This window comes from Sorangium sp. So ce363, assembly GCF_051520435.1.
GTDB classification, from domain to species: domain Bacteria; phylum Myxococcota_A; class Polyangia; order Polyangiales; family Polyangiaceae; genus Sorangium; species Sorangium cellulosum_B.
This window is the reverse complement of sequence record NZ_CP150333.1, coordinates 9,971,977-9,993,732: the sequence shown is the minus strand read 5'-3', so window position 1 is coordinate 9,993,732 and position 21,756 is coordinate 9,971,977. Positions and strand designations below refer to the sequence as shown.

The 21,756-nt window shown below is 73.7% G+C and carries 17 protein-coding genes; 9 read left to right on the top strand and 8 right to left on the bottom strand.

The features are described 5' to 3' along the window. Positions 1–93 precede the first annotated feature (93 nt). Entirely contained in the window at positions 94–2,340 is a 2,247-nt protein-coding gene (locus WMF12_RS37465; protein ID WP_437852963.1) for a hypothetical protein, read from the top strand. A gap of 135 nt (positions 2,341–2,475) precedes the next feature. Here the strand turns inward: WMF12_RS37465 and WMF12_RS37460 are convergent, their stop codons facing one another. Beyond that, entirely contained in the window at positions 2,476–3,312 is an 837-nt protein-coding gene (locus WMF12_RS37460) for a ferredoxin--NADP reductase (protein WP_437852960.1), read from the bottom strand. A gap of 444 nt (positions 3,313–3,756) precedes the next feature. Here WMF12_RS37460 and WMF12_RS37455 point away from each other — a divergent pair, with 444 nt between their 5' ends. Together WMF12_RS37455 and WMF12_RS37450 are read left to right on the top strand one after the other, a co-directional pair. Continuing rightward, entirely contained in the window at positions 3,757–7,797 is a 4,041-nt protein-coding gene (locus tag WMF12_RS37455; RefSeq protein ID WP_437852958.1) for a hypothetical protein, read from the top strand. A gap of 94 nt (positions 7,798–7,891) precedes the next feature. After that, entirely contained in the window at positions 7,892–8,632 is a 741-nt protein-coding gene (locus tag WMF12_RS37450) for a Crp/Fnr family transcriptional regulator (protein WP_437852955.1), read from the top strand. On the opposite strand, the gene WMF12_RS37445 is transcribed toward WMF12_RS37450, so the two are convergent. Then, on the bottom strand, positions 8,616–8,741 hold the full coding sequence (locus WMF12_RS37445) for a sigma factor-like helix-turn-helix DNA-binding protein (protein WP_437873935.1): 126 nt from the start codon (positions 8,739–8,741) through the stop codon (positions 8,616–8,618). The two genes, WMF12_RS37450 and WMF12_RS37445, sit on opposite strands and share 17 nt — an antisense overlap. A gap of 228 nt (positions 8,742–8,969) precedes the next feature. On the opposite strand from WMF12_RS37445, the gene WMF12_RS37440 reads away from it, so the two are divergent. From WMF12_RS37440 to WMF12_RS37415, 6 genes are all read left to right on the top strand, one after another. After that, positions 8,970–9,281, top strand: coding sequence for a hypothetical protein (locus WMF12_RS37440; RefSeq protein ID WP_437711098.1), 312 nt, complete (start codon positions 8,970–8,972; stop codon positions 9,279–9,281). Between the two features lie 189 nt (positions 9,282–9,470). After that, positions 9,471–9,851 carry a dihydroneopterin aldolase gene (locus tag WMF12_RS37435; protein WP_012239791.1) on the top strand — a complete coding sequence of 127 codons (381 nt, stop codon included), beginning with the start codon at positions 9,471–9,473 and terminating at the stop codon, positions 9,849–9,851. A gap of 43 nt (positions 9,852–9,894) precedes the next feature. Further along, positions 9,895–10,614 (top strand): molybdopterin-dependent oxidoreductase, encoded by a 720-nt coding sequence (locus WMF12_RS37430; protein ID WP_437852953.1) that lies wholly within the window; start codon positions 9,895–9,897, stop codon positions 10,612–10,614. A 35-nt stretch (positions 10,615–10,649) separates the two neighbouring features. Then, entirely contained in the window at positions 10,650–11,039 is a 390-nt protein-coding gene (locus WMF12_RS37425; RefSeq protein ID WP_437741520.1) for a YidH family protein, read from the top strand. Positions 11,040–11,365: 326 nt separating this feature from the next. Continuing rightward, positions 11,366–12,466, top strand: a complete 1,101-nt coding sequence (locus WMF12_RS37420; protein WP_437852951.1) for a hypothetical protein — start codon at positions 11,366–11,368, stop codon at positions 12,464–12,466. Positions 12,467–13,109: 643 nt separating this feature from the next. Then, positions 13,110–13,460, top strand: a complete 351-nt coding sequence (locus WMF12_RS37415; protein ID WP_437852949.1) for a hypothetical protein — start codon at positions 13,110–13,112, stop codon at positions 13,458–13,460. Positions 13,461–13,493: 33 nt separating this feature from the next. Here the strand turns inward: WMF12_RS37415 and WMF12_RS37410 are convergent, their stop codons facing one another. The 6 genes from WMF12_RS37410 to WMF12_RS37385 form a co-directional block, all read right to left on the bottom strand. Next, entirely contained in the window at positions 13,494–14,582 is a 1,089-nt protein-coding gene (locus WMF12_RS37410; RefSeq protein WP_437852947.1) for an AAA family ATPase, read from the bottom strand. Between the two features lie 36 nt (positions 14,583–14,618). Continuing rightward, complete coding sequence (locus WMF12_RS37405) at positions 14,619–18,548, bottom strand: AAA family ATPase (protein ID WP_437852945.1); 3,930 nt, start codon at positions 18,546–18,548, stop codon at positions 14,619–14,621. A 216-nt stretch (positions 18,549–18,764) separates the two neighbouring features. Further along, positions 18,765–19,790, bottom strand: a complete 1,026-nt coding sequence (locus WMF12_RS37400; protein ID WP_437852943.1) for an MvdD family ATP-grasp ribosomal peptide maturase — start codon at positions 19,788–19,790, stop codon at positions 18,765–18,767. Further along, on the bottom strand, positions 19,787–20,779 hold the full coding sequence (locus WMF12_RS37395; protein ID WP_437873934.1) for an MvdC family ATP-grasp ribosomal peptide maturase: 993 nt from the start codon (positions 20,777–20,779) through the stop codon (positions 19,787–19,789). Before WMF12_RS37395 ends, WMF12_RS37400 begins: the two co-directional genes overlap by 4 nt. A 51-nt stretch (positions 20,780–20,830) precedes the next feature. Further along, positions 20,831–21,067: a microviridin/marinostatin family tricyclic proteinase inhibitor gene (locus WMF12_RS37390; protein ID WP_272103913.1), complete on the bottom strand. Its 237-nt coding sequence runs from the start codon at positions 21,065–21,067 to the stop codon at positions 20,831–20,833. Positions 21,068–21,474: 407 nt separating this feature from the next. Continuing rightward, a complete protein-coding gene (locus WMF12_RS37385) occupies positions 21,475–21,699 on the bottom strand; it encodes a microviridin/marinostatin family tricyclic proteinase inhibitor (protein WP_437741514.1) in 225 nt (74 codons plus the stop codon). Positions 21,700–21,756: the final 57 nt, after the last annotated feature.

The window sequence follows — 21,756 nt, the reverse complement described above, 5'->3', positions numbered from 1 at the left end:
GCCCGGCGGCGCCCAGCGCGGTGAGCGCCGCCTTGCAACTCTGCACTGCGCTTTGTGGACTCCGGGCCCCCAGAGCCGTAAGAGGACGGAACCATGACGAAGGAGTCCTCCCTCGCCGCCGCAGGCTCGCCGCGGCACGCCGCCCCCGCCGCGCTCCATCCCGCCCTGGTGCTGAGCGCCTACCTCGAGCCGCTCGTGCGCGGCCGGCGGGTCGCGGTGGTGGGTGACGCCACCATCGGCCTCGCCGACCGGCTGCTCCAGCGCGGAGCCCGCCTCGTCCATGCCTACGACCCGGACGCCGCGCGCGTCGCCGAGAAGCTCGCGCGGACGGCGCCCACCCGGCAGCCGCACCCGAACGTCGCCGTGTTCGACGGCGACCTCGGCGTGCGCGACGGCGCCTTCGACACCCTCGTCATCCCCGATCTCTCCCTCTTCGGCGATCCCGCCGAGGTCGTCCGGCGCGCCCGACGCCTCACCGCCGCGAGCGGCGTCGCCGTCATCGCGTCGCCGAACCCGGAGGCCGCGCGGGGCCTGCTCCCCGCGGGCGCGAGCCGCGGCGCGGCTCCCGGCTACTACGCGCTCTACGACCTCGTGGCGCTCCAGTTCAAGCAGGTGCGGATGGTCGGCCAGGCGCCGTTCGTCGGCTACACGGTCGCGGAGTTCGCGCCGAAGGGCGAGCCCGAGGTCAGCGTGGACACGTCGATCCTCGACGCGTCCGAGGAGCCCGAGTGGTTCATCGCCGTGGCCGGCGAGCGCCTGCCCAGGCTCGACGCGTTCGCCGTGATCGAGCTGCCGTTCGCCGACTTCCCGGGCGCGAGCGCCGGCGCGTCGCCCGAGGCGCTCAGCGAGGCCGAGGGCCGCGCGCAGCGGCTCGGAGGCGAGCTCGCGGAGCTGCGCACCCGGCACCAGCGCGACCGCGAGGACGCCGGGGTCCGCGCCGAGAGCGCGGTCGCCACGGCCGCGCGCCTCGCCGAGGCGGAGGCCGAGATCGAGGCCAGGGCGGCGCGCCTCCGCGACGTCGAGGCCAGGGCGGGCGACGCCCACGTCCGGGCCGAGCGCCTGTCGCACCAGATCCGCGACATGGAGGAGGAGCTCCGCAGCCAGCGCGATCGCGCGACCCGGCTCGCCAAGCAGCTCGACGACGAGAAGCGGGTGCGGACCAAGGTCGAGCTCGAGCTCGGCATGATCCGCAACAAGCCGGAGATCGCCGGCGCCCGCGACCGCCTCGACGCCGTGACCGCCGACCTCGAGGCCGCGCGCGCCCGGATCGCCGAGCTCGAGGCGCGGCCCGCCGTGGCGGCGCCCGACCCGGCGCTCGCGGCGCGCGTGGGGGAGCTCGAGGCCGCCGCCGCGGGGGCGCGGCGGGAGCTCTCGAAGCTCACGTCGGAGCGGGACACGGCGCGCAGGCGCGCGCAGGAGAGCGAGCGCGCGCTGGAGGAGGCGCGGCGCGCAGGGGGCAGGGTCGAGGAGCTGGAGGCAGCCCGCGCCGAGCTCGCGCGCGACCGCGACCGGCAGAAGGAGCGGGCGGACCGGAACGAGCGCGAGAGCCGCGCGCTGGAAGACCAGCGGAGCGCCCTCGACGCGCGCAGGCTGCTGCTCGAGGCGCGGATCGTGGAGCTCGAGCAGACCGTCGTCGCGCTGGAGCAGCGGGCATCGGAGCTCGAGAAGCGCGACGCAGGCGAGGCGGCAGCCGCGGAGATCGCGGGCCTCGAGGAGGCGCTGCGCGACCGGGGCCACGTCATCGCGTCGCTCATGGCGCAGCTGCGCGAGAGCGAGCGGGTGGGCAAGGAGCTCGTCGACGAGCTCGGGACGGTCTTCGCGTCGGCGTCGGCCGACGACGGCGGGCCGGGCCAGGCGGCGGACGGCGGGCAGGGCGGAACGCTCGCGGGGCAGGGCGGGCCGGGCGGCGCGGTGGAGGCGCTGCGGCAGCAGCTCGACGCGCTGGCGCGGAGCGCCGCCTCGAGCGAGGCCGACCTGCGCGCCGCGGGATGGAAGATCGCGCAGCTCGAGCGCGAGCTGACCGAGGCGCGCGACACGTCCGGCTCTCCGCCGGCGCTCCACGAGGCGCTCGAGCAGGCGCTCGTCGCCGCGCAGGCGGAGATCGCGGCGCTGCGCCGGGCGGCGGAGCGGGACGACGTGGCGGTGGCGCGCGAGGACGTGGCGGTGGCGCCCGAGGATGTGGCCGTGGCGCCCGAGGACGTGGCGGTGGCGCGCGAGGACGTGGCTGGCGCGCGCGGGGATGTGGCCGTCGTGCGCGACGATGTCGGCGTGCCGCCGGAGGTGATCGAACAGACGGTGCTCCTCCAGCAGGTCGCCAGCGCTGTCGAAGCGAGCGTGTGAGCCGCGGTCTGGACCGGGGCGGGCGGTGCCCCCGGTCCAGATCCGAAACCGCGGCCTGCGCGCCGCATCGATCCGCGCGCCCGCCGTGACGCCGACGCGTGGTCCCGGGCGCAGCCCGACGCGCGGCGCGCGACGTCACGCCGGGCCGGACAGGTTCGTGCTCTCGGCCGGCGACGCGCTGGCGAGCGGGGAGCGCTTCTCGCCCGCGAAGGCCTTCTCCACGAGGTAGTCGCCCGGCTCGCCGCTGTTGCCCTCCTCGAAGCCGCGGGACTCCAGGAGCGCGGCGGTGTCGGCGAGCATCTCCGAGCTGCCGCAGAGCATCAGCCGGTCGTGCGCGGGGTCGAGCGCGGGCAGCGCCAGATCGGCGAAGATGCGGCCGGACTCGATGAGCGCGGTGATCCGGCCCTCGGTCTTGAACGCCTCGCGGGTGACGGACGGGTAGTAGCGGAGCTTGGGCCGCACGATCTCGCCGAGCAGCTCGTCCGCCGCGAGCTCGTGCTCGAGGTAGCGCGCATAGGCGAGGTCCTGCACGCGACGGCACGTGTGCGTGATGACCACGCGCTCGAAGCGCTCGTACGTCTCGGGGTCCTTGACGACGCTGAGGAACGGCGCGAGGCCGGTCCCGGTCGCCAGGAGCCACAGGGTCCGGCCCGGCCGCAGGTTGCCGATCGTGAGCGTGCCCGTCGCGCGCTTGCCGACGAGGATCGTCTCGCCGACGGCGATGTGCTGCAGGCGCGAGGTCAGCGGGCCGTTCGGCACCTTGATCGAGAAGAACTCGAGCGTCTCCTCGTGGTTTGCGCTCGCGAGGGAGTACGCACGGACGAGCGGCTTGCCCGCGACCACGAGCCCCATCATGCAGAACTGCCCGTTCGCGAAGCGGAAGCTCGGCGAGCGGGTGGTCTTGAGCGTAAAGAGCTTGTCCGTCCAGTGGTGGACCTCAAGCACCGTCTCTTCTGTGTAACCGGGTACCATGTCGTTCATCCTTGTCGGTGCGAAAGCATCGCGGCGAGGTGGTTCGAAAGAGCGCGCTCCCCGATCAAGACAGCGGGGCGGCGCCGCGGTGCGCGAGCGCGCCGAGCTCTACCGCAAGGTCGTCTTCCATGAGTTCGCCGCTTCACATAGCAATGATGCAAATGATAATCAAGATCACCATCGACCCATGGGGCCGTCCTCGGTGGCTCCGCAGAGCGTGGCCACGTTGTCGCGCACGACCTCGTGGCGCGCCGTCCTCTAGGGGCGACGGCGCTCCTTGACGATGCCCCTGGAGCCGCTGGCCACACGCCGCGGAGACCGCATGCCGTGGGTCGGGCGACGACGGCGGGCCGGGCGGGGCGCTCACGGGCCGGGCGGGCCAGGAGCGCTGCGCCGCGCGGCGTCTCTGTGCGCACGCGGTCGCTCGCGCTAAGGACCGGGCCGATGCGCGCTCCTCGCCCCCTCTCCACGCTCGCCCGGCTCGCCGGCGCCGCCGCCCTGGCCCTCGCGCTCGGCGCCTGCGGCGCGGTCACCGCGCCCGGCGCGAAAGACCCCATCGCCTCGCTCCGCGACGCCGGCGCGCATTCGGCCGACGGCGAGGTCGTCGGCCGCTGGCTCCTCGGAGAGCTCCTGGTCCCGGGCGGCACCCCTGCCGGCGCCAGGGAGGCGCGCAAGCGCCTGGAGGGGATCGGCGCGAAATCGATGCTCGCGTCGCTCGGGCGCGCGATCGACGACCAGGGGCACGGCCGCAACGCGCGCGCGGCGGCGGCCTACCTCGATGCGCTGGACGCCGCCCGGGTGAGCGCGCACCCCGACGCCCCGCTCGTGGGCTGGTTCGCCGCGAACCGCCTGCTCGGCCTGCGCTCCAGCGTCGCGGGCCTCTGGAAGAAGTCCCGCGAGGTCGTCCTTCGCGCCATCGACCACCCGGGCAAGCTGGGCTGGCGCGCGCGCGGAGAGCTCGTCGAGTGGTGGAGCCTCGACGGGCTGCCCGACGAGGCCGCCGCGGCGCGCCCGGACGGCGCCGCCGGGACCGCCGACGACGCCCGCGGCGCCGCGCCCGCCGTGCCGCTCATCGACCACGCGGCGCGCCGCTACGGGTGCATCGAGAACGCCCGCTTCGCCGGCCCGTTCGGCCACCTGGCCGCGAGCGACCACCGCGTCCACCACGAGGCGGAGCGCGCCGGCCCCTGGCCGCCCGTGTTCTCGCGCGATCCCCACCGCGCCGAGCCGCCGCGCGTGCTCGGCGCCGATCGCCGCGGCTGCCAGCTCTCCACCGTCACGGAGGCGCCCGGCGAGGGCGGGGCCAGGGGAGGCATCTTCTACGTCGAGACCTTCGTCGACCTGCCCGCCGAGCGCGAGATGCTCATCGCCGTCCAGGGGGCCTACGCCATCCTCGTCGACGACGTCGAGGTGCTGACGCGCGACACGAAGCAGTGGGGGATCTGGCCCCGCTTCGGCGTCCGCCTGCGCCTCGGCCCCGGCCGGCACCGCATCCTCGCCCGCGTCGGGGGCCGCGACACCTCCATCCGCCTGCTCGCGCCCGACGGCACGCCCCTCGGCGTGGCCACGTCCGCCGATCCGACGCCGCCCTATTCGCTCGTCCCGCCCGAGGTCCTGCCGGATCCCAACCCCATCGAGCCGTTCCTCACGGCGCTCGGCGTGCCGCCGCAGCCCGCGCCGAAGGTGGCGCGCGCGCTCGGCCTGCGCGGCGCGCCCCCCGCCGAGCGCGACGTGGGCGATCCGATCGCCCGGTACCTCGCCGCGACCATCGCGCACCTCGAGGGCCAGGACGACGTGAGCGCCGTGCTGATCGAGCCGCTCGTGGCCGATCCGGCGCGCGCCACCGGCCCCGCGCTCGCGGCCCAGGCGGTCTTCCTCGAGAAGGACCCGATCTTCCCGGCGTCCGACGGGCAAGACCTCGTGAAGGACGTGCGCGCGCGCGCCGCGGAGAAGGACCCGGAGCTCTGGTACCCCCGCCTCTGGCTCGCGCTCGAGGAGGCCGACAAGGTCGGCCTGTCCGAGATGACCCGCACGATCGAGGCCCTCGCCGACCGCTTCCGGGAGGTGCCCGACCTCCTGAAGACGCTCGCCGGGATGTACTCGCGGCTCGGCTGGCGCGTCGAGCACGTCCGCACCGTGAAGGAGGCCGCCGCGCGCTTCCCGGACGACATCGAGGTGCTGGGCGCGCTCCTCCGGATCCACGACGGCGACGGGCACATCGCGCAGGCCGACGCCCTCGCCGCGCGCATCCGGGAGCTCGATCCCGACGCGGAGATCGAGCTGGAGAGGGCGATCGATCGCCGCGACTACGCGGCGGCGATCAAGGAGCTCCAGCGCCTCGGCTCCGCCCGCAAGGACCGCAAGGACATCGCCGCGCGCATCGCCGACCTCCTGACCCGCGCCGGCAAGCGCGCCGAGTCGTTCGAGCAGCTCGAGCGCGCGCTCGCGAAGTCGCCGGACGACGCCGACGCGCGCCTCGCGCTCGCGGACGCGCGCTTCGCGCGGGGAGAGCGCGACGCGCTCCAGAAGGCGCTCATCGAGGCGATCCGCACCGGCGCCGACACCTCGGGCCTGCGCGACGCGATCGAGCTGCTCGACGGCACGACGGAGCTCAGCCCGTACCGGCTGGACTCGAAGAAGGTGATCGCCGAGCACGAGGCCTCGGGCGAGGTCATGCCGGGCACGGCGGCGCGCGTGCTCGACTATGCGGCCATGTGGGTCCACGAGGACGGCTCGGCGCGGATGCTCCAGCACGAGATCATCCGGATCCAGTCGCGGGAGGCCATCCAGGAGCACGCGGAGCAACGCATGCCCGAGGGGCTCGTGCTCAAGCTCCGCACGGTCAAGCGCGACGGGTCGATCCACGAGCCGGAGTTCATCCAGGACAAGCCGACCGTGACGATGCCCCACCTCGAGGTGGGCGACTACATCGAGGTGGAGAACCTGTTCGTGCTGCGCGGCGACGGGCAGGGGGGCCTCACGTTCCAGGGCCCGCGCTGGTTCTTCCGCGAGGAGAAGGTCCCCTACTGGCGGAGCGAGTTCATCGTCGTGTCGCCGAAGAGCCGGCCGCTCGACGTGGAGGCCTCCGGCGCCGTCCCGGCGCCGGAGATCGTCGAGTCCGGCGCGCTCGTCACGCGCCGCTACCGGGTCGACAAGAGCCCCGCGCTCCCGGAGGAGCCGGCGAGCGCGCCGATCTCGGAGTTCCTTCCGAACATCCGCATCGGCTGGGGCATCCGCCTGGACAGCACGATCGCGCGCATGGTCGACGCGGCCGCCGACGAGACGCCGCGCGATCCGCGGCTCGTGCGCATCGCGCGGGCAATCGCGCGTACGCCGCTCGCGCCGCGCTCGCCGGCAGCGGGCGGCGGCGAGCAGGGGAAGGCCGCCGGCGCCGCGGAGGGTGCGCGCGGCGAGGGCGGGGGAGCGGCGCCGTCGAAGGACGAGCAGGCGCGCCGGATCTACCGGTGGGTGCTCGCCAACGTGGAGCCGGGGCGCGAGGACGACGGCCGCCGCGTCGTCATCGGCAAGAGCGGCAACCGGACCGAGGCGTTCCTCTACCTGTGCCGCCTGGTCGGCATCGACGCCGGCTACGGCGTCGTGAGCGACCGGCTCACCGCGCCGCCGCGCGGGCCCATGAGCGAGGCCGAGATGTTCAACGCGCTCGCCGTCCGCCTCGACACCGGGGACAAGCCCGGCGCGGGCGCGGTGCGCTGGATGTTCGTGCGCGACAAGTTCGCGCCGTACGGCTACCTGCCGAGCTCCCTCCGCGGGCAGCCGGCGATCGTGCTGAAGCCGGGGACGCCGCGCGAGGTGACGCCCTCGTCCGGCGCGCACGACGGCGTGGTCACGGAGGGCGTCGCCGAGGTGGCGAGGGACGGCTCGGCCTCGCTGGCGATCGAGCAGCGCTACGAGGGCAAGCTCGCGATCGCGCTGCGCTCGGCGCTGGAGTCGCTCCCGGACGCCCAGCTCAGGGACGCCGTCGAGTCGCGCCTCCTGCCGCAGATGGTGCCGGGGGCGCGGCTCCAGGCGATCGAGATCAAGGAGCTGAGCGAGATCGACCGGCCGCTCACGCTGAAGATGAAGATCGCCGCCGCGAGCTTCGCGCGCGCGCAGGGAGGGGAGCTGGTCATCACGCCGCCCTTCGGCGTGCGCGTGGCCAGCCTCGCCAGCCTGCCGGTCCGCGAGACGCCGCTCTACCTGTCGGAGCAGATCGCGACGCGCTCGGAGGTGCGGCTCCGCGTCAAGCTCCCCGCGGGCGCGCGCGTGGTCACGAAGCTCGCTCCGTCGACGGCGGACGACGCGGGGCGCGCCGTGCGGGTGAACGATCGCATGGAGGGCGGCGCGCTGGTCCTCGATCGCTTCCTCGAGCTGCCCGCGGGCCGCGTGCAGCCCGATGCCTATACGAAGTTCCAGCAGTTCGCCCGCGCGGCGGACAGCGCGCTCGACCGGGACATCGTCGTGCAGCTCGACCGCGACGGACGCTGAGCGAGGCGCTCCGTTCGCCCTGCGCCGGGCCTCGGTCGCAGGGGATTCCTGTGTGTCAACCCACGCGGGATGGATTACTCTTTTGTTCCCTACCGTGAGCGATCTGGATTCCCAGTACGCGCAGGATGCTGGCCGCCAGCCCATGGATCCCGTGAAGGCTCGGGTGGCGCGCGCCTTCCGGCTCTCCTCGCTGTTCGCGCAGGTGGATCGCGAGGTACGGGAGGCGGTCACGGACGCCGCGGTGCTCGAGGTGGTGGCTTCCGACGCGGCGATCTTCGAGCAGGGGGCCCCCGCGGACACGCTGGTGGTGCTCGGCCGGGGGCGCGCGCGCGTCGAGCGCGTCAACGAGGCGGGGGCCGCGTTCCCGCTCAGCTACCGCGGCACGGGCGACGTGCTCGGCGAGTCGTGCCTCGGCGGGCTGGAGACGCGGACGGAGCGGGCGATCGCGATGGATGAGGCCGAGGTGGTCCGGGTGCCGCTCGCGCTCGTCCGCGAGCTCTGCGCCCAGCACCCGGGGCTCGGAGGCGCGGTGTTCGCGCTGCTCGTCGCGCGGCAGCGGGAGACCGAGGACCGGATCGAGTCGATGCTCTTCAAGAACGTGGGAGGGCGCCTCGCCGAGTTCCTCCTGCACGCGGCGGAGCGGTGGGGCGTGCCGACGCCGCGGGGGACGTTGATCTCGGCGCCGATCACGCACGCGGAGATCGCCCAGGTGATCGGGTCGACGCGCGAGACGGTGACGCTGACGCTCGGGGCGTTCCGGAAGGAGGGGGTGCTCGACGCGGCGGGGCGGCGCCTCATCGTGAAGGACCGCGAGGCGCTCACGCGTAAGCGCTAGGGGTGGCGTCAGCCCGCGGCGGCTCCTGGAGCGTGGCGCGCAGCTTGTCCAGCGCGCGCGAGAGGCGGGATTTGACGGTGCCCACCGGCACCGCGAGGCGCTCGCCGATCTCCTCGGATCATCGGCGCCGCTCCTTCGAGGCGAGGTTGTGCCCCTGGATGAGTACGCGGGGGAAGGGGGAGCGGTTCCAGCGGACGTGGCTGGATGCCCCGGACACGCGCCGGTGACGGCCGAGAGTCGGCGCGCTCCGCGCCGGCGCGCGCGCCGTTCCCAGTTGACGTGGCGCACGAAGCGTCGATACGCCTTCGCGAGTCGACTCCGCAGGAAAGGACCGCCCATGCCGAAGCTCAGCTCCGGGACAGCCATCGCCGTCGCATTTCTTTTCGGTTGCTCCGCGTCGTACGTCGCGCCGCGCTTCCTGGTGCCGCCGGTGCAGGCGGGGACCGATCCGCCCCGGTGGGAGGTTCGGTGCGTGGACGTGGAGACGGCGCGCGTCAGCGACAGTCAGGTGTTCGAGGTGACCACCACGGCCGGATGGAACCCGGTCCTCAAGCGGTTCGGGCAGGAAGGCTGGGAGCCGGTGCAGTTCCTGCGCAGCGAGATGACCGCGAAGATCGAAGCCGTGTGCTTCAAGCGGCCTCTCCTCTGACGTGGCGCACGTGGCGCGCGTGGCGCGCAGCCGCCGCGCGCCTGGAGGGCGGTCGCGCCGGGAAGGCCGCCCGCGCCGGGACACGCCGAGACGGCCGCCGCGCGCCGGGAAGGCCGCGGCGAGCGGGCGAGCCTGCCGCCCGGCATTCTTGCGGCGGAAGCCGGCCGGAAGGCGTGCTAGGGGGCGCCGATGGAGTCCGCGATCCAGACGTACCGGATCCGCCTTGACGGCATCCGCTTTCGCGCCAAGCACGGCGTGTCTCGCGCCGAGCGCGACCTGCCCCAGGATTTCGTCGTGTGCCTGGAGGTGGAGCTCCCGGTCTCGCTGTTGCCTCGAGCGGACACGCGCGCGCGCGTCTTCGATTACGACAGGCTCGCGAGCCTCGTCGTCGAATCGGGCACGAGCGCGTCGTACAAGCTGCTCGAGACGCTCGCCGAGCGCATCATCGAGCGCGTGCTCGACGACACGCCGGCCCTCCTCGTGACCGTTCAGGTCAAGAAGTTCGGCCCCCCGACGTCGGTGTCGGTGGATGCCGCATCCGTGGAGCTCTCGGGCCGCAAGGTCGGATGAGCTCGCTCTTGCAGGCGTCCAGAGCTCTCGCCATGGTCACGTCATGGGGGACGACGCGGGGCGGCGGGCGAGGTCGTTGATCGAGCGCAAGCAGGCGTTCGCCGCGCGGCAGGCGGCGCGCGGCAAGGGCGCCTTCGACGGGCTCGCGCCGATGGGCAGCGGGCCGCCGAACCGGCACGGGATGCCGAGGCTGCCGATCGGTCAGCGCGAGGTGAAGAACTGGCCGGTGCTCGATCTCGGCGATACGCCGGACATCCCGACCGAGCGCTGGCAGCTCGAGATCGACGGGCTCTGCGAGGCGCCGCGGACCTACTCCTGGGAAGAGTTCATGGCGCTGCCGCAGACGCTCGACGTGTCCGACTTCCACTGCGTGACCACCTGGAGCCGCCTGGACAACCACTGGATCGGCGTCCGGTTCGCCGCCCTCGCGGAGCGCGCGCGCCCGCTCGCGGACGCGCGCTTCGTGCTGATCGAGGCGAGCGACATCGCGCCCGGCACGCAGACCCCCTACACGACGAACCTGCCGCTCGAGGAGGCCATGCTGCCCGACGTGCTGCTCGTCCACACCTGGGAGGGCAAGCCGCTGCCGCGCGAGCACGGGGGCCCGGTGCGGATGATCACGCCGCAGCTCTACTCCTGGAAGGGCGCGAAGTGGATCCGGCGGATCACGTTCACCACGGCGGATCAGCCGGGGTTCTGGGAGGTCCGCGGCTACTCGAACACGGCGTATCCGTGGTTCGACGATCGGTACGGCCGCCGCTGAAGCGGGGCGCCGCGCGACGAGGAGGGCGAGCCACCATGCCCGGCGAGGAGAGCGTGAAGCGCACGGAGGCCTACGCGAGGGAGCACCTGGCCAACGAGCGGACGCACCTCGCCTACGTGCGCACGGCGATCGCGCTGCTCAGCTTCGGCATCACGCTCAACCGGGTCAGCCTCTACTTCCTCGAGGTGGGGCCGCCGGCCGCGCCGGGAGGGCCGCGGTCGTTGCTGCGCGAGGTCGTGGGCGTCGGCGCGGGGATGGTCGTGCTCGGGATGGCGCTCATCGCGTGGGCCGCGATGCGTTACCTGCGCGTCGCTCGCGCCATCGATCGGGGGGAGTATCGCCCTGACCGGACGGCGATCCTGATCTTCACGGCGGCGATCTTCCTGGCCGGCGCGGCGAGCATCGCCTGGCTGTTCGCCTCGTGAGCCGGAGACGAGGCGTCCCGGTGCGACGCGACGCGACCCGGTGAGCAGGGGCGCGCGGCGACGGACGTTCCCTCCTCGCGGCCCGGCGGAGAACACGGTGTCCGTCAGCGGCTTTCCGTTGACGAGCACCGTTTTTCCTCCCTTCGACCTCGTGCCTGCCCTGCTGGAAGGCCGCCTCGCCAGCGGCGCATTCTGGCGAAAACTTGCGTGACGGCCGCGGGCCCGACGCGGCATAGTGCGCGCCTCGGATGACAGGCAAACGACACCCCGGCGGATTGGGGCCGCCAGGGTGCCGGCGCCTCAGCCTCGTGCCGGAGGACTGGAGCATGGGTAGGCCCATCGCGCCTTGGTTCGTTGGTTTCATTCTTCTCATCGGCCCAGCGACGTTCTTTGCATGTGGTGACGTGCCCTATATGGGCGGAGACTGCGCGGTCACGGATGATTGCGAGTCGAGCCACCAGTACGTGCCGGGCACGATCTGCGTCGATGAGCGCTGCGTGTGCGGCGAGCCGGGCAAGGTCATCTGCTGCGCGCGCGGCGAGGAGGGTTCGCGTGGCGAGCAGGACTCGGAGTGTTTCAAGGAGTGCCTCACCTGCGACGAGTGCGCGGAGGGCACCGAGGAGGGCACCGAGAAGTGCTCCGGGGTGCCCGTGCCGCCCCTCGGTTGCGAGAGCGACGCGGAGTGCCCTGGCCCGCCCGACCCGCGGTGCGGCGCGGGACGGTGCGTGGACGGCGCGTGCGCGGTGGAGATCCACGAAGGTCCGCTCGCGTCGCAGCTCCGGGGCGACTGCAAGATCGAGAAGTGTACAGCCGATGGCCGTGTGGTCAGCGCGGCGGCCCAGGACATCTACGATGACGGCAACCAGTGCACCCTCGACGTCTGCGAGATCGATGAGCCGCGGCATCTCCTGTTGAACGAGGTCACGTGTCCTGCCTCAGGCGAGGGGCGGTGCCATGAGGGCGCTTGCGTGCAGTGTGTCGACACGGACGCGTCGCTGCTCTGTCCCGGCGGGCGCGCGTGTGATGGCGTCTGGTGCGTGCCGGAGCACTGCGTGAACGACGTGCAGGACGCCGGTCGCGGAGAGACCGGCTTCAACTGCGGTGGCCCGTGCCGGCCCTGCCAGGCGGGGGACCGCTGCCGCGCGGCCACGGACTGCATGAGCAGCGTGTGCACGAACGAGACCTGCATGATCCCGACCTGCAGCGACGGGGTGAAGAACGGCCGCGAGTCCGGCGTCGACTGCGGCAAGCAGTATTGCCCGCGCTGCGCGCCGGGCCGGGGCTGCCAGACCGGCGAGGACTGCACGAGCGGCGTGTGCTGGGCTGGCGTCTGCGAGGCCCCCACCTGCACGGACGGCGTGAAGAACGGCGACGAGGCCGGCGTCGACTGCGGCGGTGAGGGGTGCGTCGGGCCGTGTCCGGAGTGAGCGTGTCGTCGGTGGCCACCTCGGAGACGGCGACGCCGGGGCTCCCCGGATCACTCCCTGAACCGTGAGCGTTCACCCGCGGGCGTTCAGCAGCACCTCGACCGCATCGGGGAGCGAGCGAGTGGCTTCTCGACAACCTCACCCTTGATATCCCATCACCAGGGCGGGCCGCCCTCTGACGCCGGCATCGGGAGCTCTCCGCCGCCTGCCTCCGCGGCGAGCGCCTTCCTGGAACCAGCTGCCCTGCTCGACGCCGCGGAGGCACCGCTGCTTGGCGCCTGAGAGCACTCGCGCCTCGCAGGCCGGCGCGCGACGGGCGCAACCTCTGGACGGTACGACCCACGTCCATCGGGACGTCCCCGCCCGGATCTCGGTTGACGTCCAATTTCACCGTCAGTAGGACGGCTCGCGTCGTCACGTTGCTCGTCCGCTGGGGGAAAGGGGAGGTACCATGGGCGCAAGAGGCTGGCAGAAGATCCCATGGGCGGTTGTGGTCGTCCTCCCGCTCCTCTCCGCACCGGCGCGAGCAGGAGCGGCCGAAATCAGCGCCGGTGCGAGCCTCGGGTGGATTCAGATCGGCGCCGATTCTCGCCCCGCGGTGGGCCCACAAGCGGCGATATCGTGGCCCTTCGAGCGAGACTTCTTGTTCACGGTCCACGACCTGTGCACCATCCTCCTGGCGACCCGGGACGGCGGGCTCGGTGTCTACAATCAGACGTCACTCGACGTCGGCGTCGCGTGGGAGGACGGCCATTTCAGTCTGGGGCCATCGATCGGGCTCTACGACATGCCGTCGTGCGGCGTCGCCTTGTGCGGGCGCGTCGCCGGGGTGGCGATAGGCGGGCATGCGCAGGTCAACTCGTACTTCGCAGGGCCGCTGGGCTGGTCGACGAGCGCCCATGTGCAGTGGCTCGGCGGGGATAGTCCTGTGCTTCCGGGCCACGCGGCCTTCGTCGTCGTCGCTGGTCCCGTGCTTCGATGGATCATCGAATGAACACGACGAGACCTCTGTCGTTGATGGCGGACGTCATTCCTCCTCCGCGGCGCCGCTCGCCAGCACCGTCTCTCCACCATTCTTGCCAAGCTCGATGAGCCGGCAGGGCGTCGCCTTCCGGATCCGCTCCGCCAGCGGGCGGGAGTGCGTCGTGATCCACAGCTGGCTCCGGGATGCCGCGTGCACAAGGAGATCCCCGAGCGGCCCGAGCAGATCCGGATGCAGGCTCGTCTCCGGTTCGTTCAGCGCCATCAGCAGCGGAGGCCTCGGGCTCAGCAGCGCCGCCAGGAGGCAGAGATAGCGCGCCGTGCCGTCCGAGAACTCGCGGGCGTCGAGCGGCCGCGACATCCCTGGCAACCCGAGCTCGACGCGGAACCGCCCCTGCGTCGAGGAGACCTCGAGCGACGCGCCAGGGAACGCGCTGGAGACGGCATCCTTCAAGGCGCCCCTGTCGCCGATATCGAGGATCGTCGCCAGCGCCGCGGCCAGATCGTGGCCATCGGTGCTGAGCACAGGCGTCCGCACCCCGACCTGCTCGACCCGCAACGGCGCGCCGGAGTCGGTGCGGAAGTGGTGATAGAACCGGAAGTTCATCAGCTTTTGCCGCACCACCGAGAGCAACGGAAAGCGGTGCGGCTCCACCACCTGCGCCAGCACCGACTCGGAGCCCCAGAGCGAGAAGGGAAAGGTCACGCGGTGGCCGTCCGCGTCGCGCGCGAAGGCCGAGCCCGCGGCCCGCTCCAGCATCGGCAGGCGGCGGCGCTTGTCGAGCAACCAGAGGCTCTCTTCCTTGATGTCCGGGTCCAGCTCGAACGGCCCTCCAGGCGGCGGCGTCAGCCCGCACTGAAGCTCGTAGACGAGCTGATCCAGCCGCACCCGCAGCGTCATCCGCACCGGGCCTTTGCTGCGCTGGCCAGCCCAGAGCACCGAGGGCATCCCCCCCTCCTCGGCCAGCGTGCGCGCAAAGGTACCGCTCGCCGCGGAGCCGAGCAGCACCATGGTGCGATAGAGGTTGGTCTTGCCGACGCCGTTCGGTCCGACGATGACGTTGACCTGCGCGAGGGGGAGGGTCAGCTCGCGGATCGAGCGGTATCCCGCGACGTGGAGCTCCTGGACCGTCATCCCGCCCAGGATAGCCTATCGCGGTGACCGGCCTTGCTACCGCAGGCGGTGCTCGCGGAGCACGTCGGCCGGCACCGCCTCGCGCGCGAGCTCGCAGAGCCGCGCGTGGTGCGTGAAGAACAGCACCTGCGTCGTCCCCGCGAGCTCGCCGAGCACCGCGAGGGCGGCCCGGGCGCGGTCGTCGTCGAAGTGGATCAGGATGTCATCCAGGATGAGCGGTATCGGCTCGCCCGTGCGGGCGTGGTGCTCGAGGCTCGCGAGGCGCAGCGCGAGGTAGAGCTGGTCGCGCGTGCCGTCGCTCAGGCCCGTCACGTCCACCTCGCGCTGCACCGGCGCCCTCGCGGGCTCCGCCGCTGCGTCCGCGGGCGCCTTTGCGGGCTCTGGCGCTGCGTCCGCGAGCGCCTTCGCGGGCTCCGCCGCGCCGTCCGGCGCGGGCGCCCTCGCGGCCGCTGCCCCGCCGACCGCCGCGCCGGACGCCGCCGCGCGGACGCAGCGGAGGATCGCCTGCTCGCTCTCGTCGTAGCCCACCCGGAGGCCGGCGAAGGCGCCCAGCGTCAGGCGGTGGAAGAGCGCGCTCGCGCGCGCCAGGATCGGGCCCTGGTTGCGCTCGCGGTAGCGCTCGATCTCGCGCTCGAGCAGCACCGCGGCGAGGCGCGCCCGCACGTAGCGGCGCACCTCGCCGCGCAGGTGCGAGAGGCAGATCTGCGCCTCCGCGGCGGCCTCCGCGGCGCCCACCGTCGCCCGGAGGTGCTCGCGCTCCTGCTCGAGGCTCCCGAGCGCCCTGTCGATCCGGCGCCGCTCGTCCTCGAGCGCCGCGAGGCGCTCCTCCGCCCGGTCGAGCTCGAGCGCGAGCGCGTCCCGCTCCACCCCGGCGGTCTCCTGCTCGAGCGCGGCGATGCCCGCGCCCTCGCCCGCCTCGAGGAGCTTGCCCTCGTTCTCGACGAGCTCGCGGTCGAGCCGGCGCGCCTCGCGCGAGCGCTCCTCCGCCAGGGAGAGCGCGGCGACGTCGTCGGCGTCGTCACCGCCGCGCGGGACGCCCGCCGCCTCGAAGAGCTTGGCGAGGCGCGCCTCGGCGGCCGCGCGGCGCGCCTCCTGCTGATCCAGCTCGCGGCGCTTGTCGGCGAGGCTCCGCGCGATCTCGCCGCGCTCGCGCAGGTCGGCGCGCGCCTTGTGGTGGCGCTTGATCAGCTGATCGGCGGCCTGATCCGCCGGCAGCGGGGCGAGATCCGGCGCGTGCCGGGACGCGAGCTCCGCGACGTCGGCCCCGAAGGCCCGGGCGTCGCGCTCCATGCCGCGCACCCGGCGGCGTTCGTGGGCGGCGCTGTCCGCCTTGCGGAACAGCGCGCCGAGCTCGTCGAGGATCGCCGTGGCCTCGTCCGCGGAGGCGTCGCCGGGCAGGCCGAGCGGTCGCACGCCCTCGGCCCACTCGGCTCGCCACGCCTCGAGCGCGCGCGCGTGCTGCGCCTGCTCGCGCTCGAGGTCCTCGATCTCGCGCTCGAGCTCCTTGCGCTCCCGCAGGAGCTCCTTGCGCTCCCGGGCCGCGCCCTCGATGGCCGCGAGCTCCTGCTCCGCGGCCTCGACGAGCGCCGGGAGGCGCGCCGGCGCGTCCTCCAGCGCTCCGGCCGCGTCGCCGCGCGAGCCCGCGCCGGCCGCGTCGCCGCGCAAGGCGCCCGGCGCGGCGCGTGCGCCCTGGAGCGCCGCGTGGAGCTCGGCGGCGTGCGCCTGCATCCGGGCCCGCAGCGCCTCGGCCTCGGCCTCCGCGGCGCGCAGCCGGTCGACCGTGGCGGTCAAGGCCGCGTAGCGGCCGAGCCAACCGCGCATCTCCTCGGGGGAGCGCGGGGCGACGCCTGCGGGCCGCCACAGATCGAGCCACGCGGCCTCGGCCTCCTCGGCCCGGCGCGCCAGCGCGGCGCGCTCCGCGGCGAGCTGCGCCTGGTCCGCCTGGGCCCGCGCCTCGTCCGCGAGCAGCCGCGCCAGGCGGGCGACCCGGTCGGCCTCGCGGCGCAGCCGATCGGCGAGGGCGTCGGCGGCGCGGACCAGGTCGGCGTAGTCGTCGGGCTTCCCCCGGGCGGCCGGCGGCTCGTCGCGCGCGGCGAGCGACGGCCTGCGCCGCCCCCCGGGCGAGGCGGGCGCGTCCGCGCCGATGTCGAAGAGCGAGGCGGTGTGGATCGACGCGCCCGCCGCGCGGGCGCCCGCCTTCGCCTGGAGGGCGCGCACCAGCGCCTTGAAGGCGGCGTCCCGGCGCTCGCGCGCCTCGGCGAGGTCGGCCTCCGTGGGGACGGCGCCGGCGCGCTGGAGCGCGTCGATCTCGCGGGCGCTCTCGCGGAGGCGCGCCTCGATCTCGGCGGCGCGCTCGCCGAGCCGCTCGCGCTCCCGGGCGAGCGCGCCCCACTGCGCGGCCGCCTGGTCGACCGTCTCGGGGAGCGGGACGGGCAGGGCGCTCGCCTCGGCCGCGGAGAGCGGCCGGCCTTCGGGCGCGCCGCCCGCGTCGAGGCGCGCCCGCCGCGCTGCATCGTCGACGTCGAGGCGCGTCCGCGTCCCGGCCGCGCCGAGGCCGAGCCGATCGCACTGCACGTCGGCGTCGCGGGCGAGCTGCGCCGCCGCGGCGGCGGCCTCGCGGAGGCGGTGCTCGAGGTCGCCCTGCTTCTGCGCGCGAGAGAGCGCGCCGCGGAGCGGGGCGGGGTCCTCGCCCGGCGGCAGCTCGGCCAGCCTGCGCGCGCAGGCGTCGCGCCGCGCGCGGTGCGCCGAGAGCAGCCGCTCCACCTCGCGCGGCTTGGCCTCGGCGGCGCCGCGCTCGCGGGCGAGCTTCTTGATGCGCGCCTCGGTCGCGACGTCGACGCGCATCGCCTCCAGCCGCTCGGGGTCGTCGCCGCCGGCGAGCGAGGCGTCCCGCCCGAGCCTGCGGAGGATCGCGCGCGCGTCCTCCTCGACGCCGTGGAGCTCCGCCCGGACGCGCGGCAGGTCGACGGCGGCCTTGCGGTGGCTGCCGAGCCGGGTCACGAGGCCGTCGATCGCGCTCGCGTCGAGGTCGGCGAGCGACGCGGGGACCTCCAGCGCGGCGTGGCGGGCCTCGAGCTCCGCGATGTCGGCGCGGAGCCGCGAGGCCTGGGCGCTCGCGTCGGCGGCGCGATCCTGGGCGTCCTCGCGGTCGCGTTGCGCGCTCTCGGGCAGCAGGACGACGTGGCCGAGGGCGGCGCGCCGGCCGAGGATCGCGCGCCGCGCCTCCAGCAGCGGGAGCACACGGAGCGCGCGCCGGAGCCGCTTGTCGGTCGACCGGAGCGCGCGCAGCTCCGCGTCGACGCGCTCCTGCTCGGCCCGCTGCTCGTCGATCTCCTGCCGCTTGCGCGTCCAGTCCGCGGGCGGGTGAGCGGCGCTCCTCGCCCCGTTGCGGGCCGCCTCGAAGGCCTTGATCGCCTCGTTGAGGGGGCGGGTCCTCGCCTGGGGCGTGAAGATCTCGTCCGCCTCCTGGCGCAGCGTGGCGAGCTGCTGCTGCAGCCCCGGCCCGCCGAGCCCCGCGCCGAACAGGCTCTGACCGACGTCGCCCTTGCCCTGGAGCAGGGCCTCGGCGCCCTGGCGGAGCGTCTCGTGGGTGAGCCCGAAGGAGGTCCGGAAGAGCTCCTCCGTCACGCCGCCGAGCACCGGCGCGAGCGCGGCGTCGTCGAGGGGGTTGTCGTCCGGGTCGCGGAGCGTCTTCACGCGCCCCTTGCGGCGGACGAGCGCGAGCGCGGCGTCGCCCCTGCCCGCGAGCCGGCCGCCGACGCGGAGATCGGTGTTGTGGTGCACGTGGGCGTCGGGCGTGATGTGCGGGATGCCGTAGAGCAGGCCGCGGATCGCCCGGAGCGCGGTGCTCTTCCCGGCCTCGTTGGGGCCGTAGACGACGTGGAGGCCCGGCGACGGCGAGGAGAAGTCGAGCCGGAGATCCGTGAAGGGGCCGAACGCGAGGAGGTGGAGCTCTAGGATCTTCACGAGATCGCTTGCCGGGCGCAGGGGGCGGTGCCCTCCCCTGAACGGATAGCAAGTGCGGAACCTCCGGGCGTTGTCAAGCCGCACCGCGTGGCGCCGGGGCGCGTTGCGCGGTGCCCGTCCGTCCGGTGAGGGAGCGGCAGGTCGTGTCGTGCTGGAAGCGGCGGGCGGGCGGGCGGACGGCACCGAGCGTCCGCTCGGCGGCGCTGCGCCGCCGGATCAGCGGGGCTGCGTCGCCGGCGTGTGGAGGAAGGCGCTCCACGAGCCGCGCCGCGGCGCCTTGCCGAGCAGCACCTCGGCGAGCGCCTCGCTGATCGGGAGCCCGGGGTTCCGCTCCAGCCAGAAGAACTCGCCGGACGGGTTGACCTCGAGGAAGACGTGCCGGCCGTCCGGCGTGCGGAGGATGTCGATCGCGCCGTAGTTGAGGCCGAGCTGATCCATCAGCCGGAGCACACCCGTCTCGACGTCGGGCGGGAGCGTGTCCTTGCGCCAGGCGTCGATGAGCTCGATCCCCTGCCGGCGCCAGTCGACCTCGGCGCCGGGCGCCGCCTGCGAGTCGACCGAGGCCGTGAAGACGCGCTCGCCCACGACCGTGACCCGCAGCTCGCGCGCCTTCGGGATGTTCTCCTGGAAGGTCATCGGGCAGAGCGAGAGCCCCCGCATGTCCGCGAGGTCCTTGGCCTCGAGGGCGTTCGTGAAGACCACCTGCTCCTCGCCGTCGCGGTAGACGGCGAACGACGAGAGCATCTTGGCGATCACCCCGCCCGGGCAGGTCGCGGCGAAGGCCCGCGCCGCCTCGGCGTCGTTGGTCGTGAGCGTGCGCGGTGTGTCGAGGCCGACCTCGCGCGCGATGTCGAGCTGCACCTGCTTGTTCGACGCGAAGCGCACCGCCGGCAAGGGGTCGACCTGCGGGACGCGGAACGCCGCGAGCATGCCCTCCGCTGTCTGCTTCGCCTCGTGGACCGACGCGCTCCGGAGCTGCGGATCCATCGACGAGGGCAGCCTGGCGCCGTAGGCGACCCGGCGATACCAGACGGCGGTCACGTCGCCGAGGTCGAGGGCGCCGTCCCGGGTGGTCAGCGTGGAGCGGCCCGCCCCGGCCCCCGACGAAAGCGAGAGCCGCGCCCCCGCCGGGAAGGCGTCGGTGTCGAAGCGGAAGGCCCGGCCGCCCAGGCTGGCGATCGCGGCGGCGACGCGGTCGATGCACTCGTTGTCTTCGCTGTGCGTGATGATGAGGACTGTCACCGGTTCTCCGTCGGAGCGAGCAGCGCCTCCGCCAGCGCGTCGGCGATCGGCAGGCCGAGATCCCGCTCCAGCATGCCCCACTCGCCGGCGGGGTTCACTTCGAGAAAGACGTGCTCTCCGTCCGGCGTCCGGATGAGGTCGACGGCCCCGAAGACCAGCCCGAGGGCGCGAAGGAGCGCGCCGAGCTGCGCTTCGACGTCGCGCGGGAGGGCGTCCGGCTCCCACCCGATGCCGATCTCGCTCACGTCCGGGTGGCGCCAGTCGACCGCGACCGACTCGTAGCGGGTCGCGTCGAGCGCGCCCGGGAAGCACCGGCCGTCGACGCAGGCGACGCGGAGCTCGCGCGCCTTGGGGATGCGCTCCTGGAAGACCATGGGGCTCTGGCGCAGCCCCGCGAGGGCGTCGAGGTCGGCCTCCGCGACGGCGTGCGTGAAGACGAAGGGCGCGCCGCCAGCGAGGCTGGTCGAGAAGGGCGTGAGCATCTTGGCGACCACGTTCCCCCCGAGGCGCGCGAAGAGGCCGCGGACCTCGGCCGGGTCGTTCGTCACCACCGTCTCGGGGACGCGAAGGCCGACCGACGCGGCCGCCGCGAGCTGGCGCAGCTTGTCCTGGGCGCGCTCCTCGGCCGCGGGCTCGTTGATCCAGCGCCGCGCGGGGAGCCCGCGCAGCCAGCCGGTCAGCGCCGCCATCGACTCGCGCACGCACGCGCCGCGGTACTCCTCGGGGATGCCCTCGCCGAGGTCCGGCGCCCAGAGGCGCCGGAGCCAGACCGCGGAGATCTCGTCTCCGCCGATCGCGGCCCCGGCGTCCTCCAGACGGCGGCGCACGCCGCCCGGCCCGAGCGCCGTCGAGAGCGTGATGTCGCGAGGGAACCGGTCGACGTCCAGGCGGACGGGGCGAGCGCCGCGCCTTCGCAGCGCCTCCGCCACACGCCCGATCCCGAAGTCGTCCTGTGAGTGCGAGACCAGGAGGACGCTCGCGCTCGCCATCGTCACGTCAGGGTACCTCTCTCGCACGGGCGCGGGCGGTCCATGCGGTGCTCAGGCCTCGTCGCCGTCCGACGGGTACTTCAGCGTGGTGAAGATGGGGTCCTTCCCGCCGCCCCCGCCGTCCTCCTGGTCCGACGGGTACTTCAGCGTCTGGAAGGGCGGCCTGCCGGCCTTGACGCCGGTACGGACGCGCTTCTGATCCTCCAGGAAGCGAGCGAAGAACGGCACCGCCTCGGCGTCGTCCTTCTGCTCCTGCTGCTCGGGCTCACGGTTGTCGATATCGGCCATGGGATACCTCCAGATGGTTGCGTTGCCGCGGCGACGGAGCCGCCGAGGGCAAGAGGGCTAACATAGCGAGCCGCCAGGCGGGGGCGCAAGCCCGAGGGCGTTCTTCGGCGCCTTTCAGCGCTTTTCAGCACGATTGCAGCGGCTCGACGTCGCAATTCCGCGATCCCGTGATTCTTTGATTCCGCTGCTGCGGCGATCTTTCAATCACGGGCGCTTTACTGTGTTGAATCGTGTTGAGCTTGGTTACGCGTCGTCACGCTTCGTTAAGCGTCGTCACGCGTCGTCACGCGTCGTCACGCGTCGTTGCACGTCGTCACGCGTCGTTGCGGAAGGGACGCGATGTTGCGGGCGATTTCGGTGGGTTCCGCTCGGCCGCGGGCGGTTACCCGCCGCGCGGCGTTCGCGGTTCACTTCACGGCCAGCTCTTCGTCGCCGTCGGAGGGGTACTTCATGGTGACGTTCTCGTCCCGGTCCGACGGGTACTTGAGGGTCTGGTAGATGCCGCCGGCTTTGACGCCGGTCCGGATGCGCTTCTGATCTTCCAGGTAGCGAGCGAAGAAGGGCACCGTCTCCGCCTGCTCCGTTTGCTCGTTCTGCTCGTTCTGCTCGTGATTACGATCGATATCAGCCATGGGGGACCTCCAGATGGAATGGAATGACTACCTCGCGGCGGAGCCGCGGAGGAGAGC

Excerpts from the sequence above, each read along its gene's own strand:
- WMF12_RS37465 (WP_437852963.1), top strand. The coding sequence starts at position 94 with ATGACGAAGGAGTCCTCCCTCGCCGCCGCAGGCTCGCCGCGGCACGCC.
- WMF12_RS37460 (WP_437852960.1), bottom strand. The coding sequence starts at position 3,312 with ATGGTACCCGGTTACACAGAAGAGACGGTGCTTGAGGTCCACCACTGG.
- WMF12_RS37455 (WP_437852958.1), top strand. The coding sequence starts at position 3,757 with ATGCGCGCTCCTCGCCCCCTCTCCACGCTCGCCCGGCTCGCCGGCGCC.
- WMF12_RS37440 (WP_437711098.1), top strand. The coding sequence starts at position 8,970 with ATGCCGAAGCTCAGCTCCGGGACAGCCATCGCCGTCGCATTTCTTTTC.
- WMF12_RS37435 (WP_012239791.1), top strand. The coding sequence starts at position 9,471 with ATGGAGTCCGCGATCCAGACGTACCGGATCCGCCTTGACGGCATCCGC.
- WMF12_RS37430 (WP_437852953.1), top strand. The coding sequence starts at position 9,895 with ATGGGGGACGACGCGGGGCGGCGGGCGAGGTCGTTGATCGAGCGCAAG.
- WMF12_RS37425 (WP_437741520.1), top strand. The coding sequence starts at position 10,650 with ATGCCCGGCGAGGAGAGCGTGAAGCGCACGGAGGCCTACGCGAGGGAG.
- WMF12_RS37420 (WP_437852951.1), top strand. The coding sequence starts at position 11,366 with ATGGGTAGGCCCATCGCGCCTTGGTTCGTTGGTTTCATTCTTCTCATC.
- WMF12_RS37410 (WP_437852947.1), bottom strand. The coding sequence starts at position 14,582 with ATGACGGTCCAGGAGCTCCACGTCGCGGGATACCGCTCGATCCGCGAG.
- WMF12_RS37395 (WP_437873934.1), bottom strand. The coding sequence starts at position 20,779 with ATGGCGAGCGCGAGCGTCCTCCTGGTCTCGCACTCACAGGACGACTTC.
- WMF12_RS37390 (WP_272103913.1), bottom strand. The coding sequence starts at position 21,067 with ATGGCCGATATCGACAACCGTGAGCCCGAGCAGCAGGAGCAGAAGGAC.
- WMF12_RS37385 (WP_437741514.1), bottom strand. The coding sequence starts at position 21,699 with ATGGCTGATATCGATCGTAATCACGAGCAGAACGAGCAGAACGAGCAA.